General features: G+C 33.0%; 2 protein-coding genes and 1 pseudogene. All 3 read left to right on the top strand.

Annotated elements, in window-relative coordinates; translation table 11 throughout:
• Positions 1-188 (top strand): integrase core domain-containing protein (locus FTV03_RS17610; protein WP_010589055.1); only part of this gene is annotated, 188 nt, incomplete at its 5' end.
• Positions 189-249: 61 nt separating this feature from the next.
• Positions 250-938, top strand: a pseudogene (locus FTV03_RS17605) (DUF2515 family protein); the annotation flags it as partial.
• On the top strand, positions 922-1824 hold the full coding sequence (locus FTV03_RS17600; RefSeq protein ID WP_180026010.1) for a hypothetical protein: 903 nt from the start codon (positions 922-924) through the stop codon (positions 1822-1824). The pseudogene FTV03_RS17605 and the gene FTV03_RS17600, both read left to right, overlap by 17 nt.
• Positions 1825-2016 lie beyond the last annotated feature (192 nt).

The raw sequence follows: 2016 nt of genomic DNA, 5'->3' as shown, positions 1-2016 counted from the left end.
GATTATGGCGGAGCGTTAAATATGAAGAGGTGTATCTCAAAGCCTACAGCAATGTTTTGGATGCGAAGAAGCAATTAAACGCATATTTTGAATTTTATAATTTGAAACGACCTCATTCGAGTCTGGATAAAATGACTCCAGATGAGTTTTACTATGACCAGCTACCACAACAAAATAAGGTAGCTTAACTAGAGCAGAGTATCACTTATAAATAAGCTTTTAGTTGTTCAAACATGTGGGACCACCTCTAAAGAAAAACATCGAAACAAAGATTTAGTTGGCCGTTACTATTGGATGGGCTTAGGTGCATTTGTTTCAAAAAATCTTAGCTGCCATTTTAAACATGGTTTAACTGCATGGGAATATAAATGGATTCCACTAGGGGTAATTCGTGATCCTGTACATACTTTTGCAAAAGGTAACTTATGGCTATTTATGGATATTGCACCTTGGCATTATGCTTTGAGCATGTCTTCATCCTCTTTTAATCAATGCCGAACTCAACGTGATGTTTCCAAATTTACTCATATTAAAGAAGAAGTTATAAACGTTCCTTGGTCAAATTGTTTACCCATAATTAAAAACTTAAAAGCACTTTAGAAATTAAAAGTGCTTTTGAATATCTACCAAAATTGAAAAGTATTCTGCCGAGTTCTTATAATATCAAAAACATGGAAAGAGAATATCAGGGGCGACACGCCGGTGTACTCGATAAGGTACCAGAAACAGTATACAGCGAACCATTATCAAACACTAAAGTCGCCAATTATGATAGCCGTATGGAATGGATTAAAAAAGCAGCAGAAAAATATCATCGTTTAATGCAAAGTGATAAAGGAAGATACTTTTTAGAAGAAGAACTAAAAATTATTGCGAAATGGGGCGATAGCAAAGCTAATTTTACAGTTGGAAAGGATAGTAATGATGGAAAAATTTAATTACTGCATTGTTATTTTTATGGTGGGTTATCTCCTTTCAGCTTGTCAACCTAGTGCAAAAAATACAGAGAATAATAATGTCATGAATCAACAGCGTTTTAGTTTACATTTAGGCCAACAAGGGTTTAAAGATTTTTCTCAACATAATCTTGGGCGTCCCGATAGTCATCCATCTAGAGCAGGTTTTAGAGAGTTAGATTTTACACCACCCAACTTAGGTCAGATTAAAGTTGAAAATGGTGAGAATAGCTTAGTGATAGATCATGTATTTTCAGTTCTAGGAACATCGTTTAATAATGAGGATGGAATACAAGGGCTTGATATTAATGCAGGGCTAAACAAAGAGGAATTTGTACGTCCTGAACAAGCCCACCAAGCTTATGTTGACTTAATGAGACGTATAAATCAGGCCGAATGGAAAAATTATTTCTATCGTTTTTCTGCACGAATAGCAAAGGAAGATAATATTCGATATCTAATGAAATCAGGTGATGTCATTGACCCGACTTATATCTTTAATTATGAAGAATGGAAAAAGATAATAAATACAGTTGGAGGGAACACTATAGGCTACCGATTATATGCCAATGGTATTCTTTTGGATCTGAGTATAAAACAAACTCAAAAAACTGAAGATGGTAAAGAACAATATATGGTTCGTTATGCTTTCAATACGATTCGTTATGATGAAAGAAATTCAATGGATGATTCAGAGAATAATATTGATACATACAAAATGACCTCAAAAGAGTTAGAACAAGCATTTGTAAATGCGCTGATAAGAAATAAAAAATCAAGAGAAATTGATGAAGAAGAAGTTATAGTACAAGGCTACCATATCGATGAAAATTATGAAGATCCTGATGTTTGGCAATATGTTAAATAATCAAATGTTGTCGCGTTTAGACTCAATTTTAAAGCACTTTTAAACAAAATTGATCATTGAAACTAAAGATTTGAAGATTTGAAGATTTGAAGATTTGAAGATTTGAAGATTTGAAGATTTGAAGATTTGAAGATTTGAAGATTTGAAGATTTGAAGATTTGAAGATTTGAAGATTTGAAGATTTGAAGATTT

It is taken from the genome of Acinetobacter sp. YH12218 (assembly GCF_013417925.1).
Lineage (GTDB): Bacteria > Pseudomonadota > Gammaproteobacteria > Pseudomonadales > Moraxellaceae > Acinetobacter > Acinetobacter amyesii.
The sequence above is the reverse complement of the archived record's forward strand: the minus strand, read 5'-3'. Positions and strand labels throughout refer to the sequence as shown.

What these genes read in the sequence shown, in the direction of transcription:
- FTV03_RS17600 (WP_180026010.1), top strand. Translation starts at nt 922, where the DNA reads ATGATGGAAAAATTTAATTACTGCATTGTTATTTTTATGGTGGGTTAT.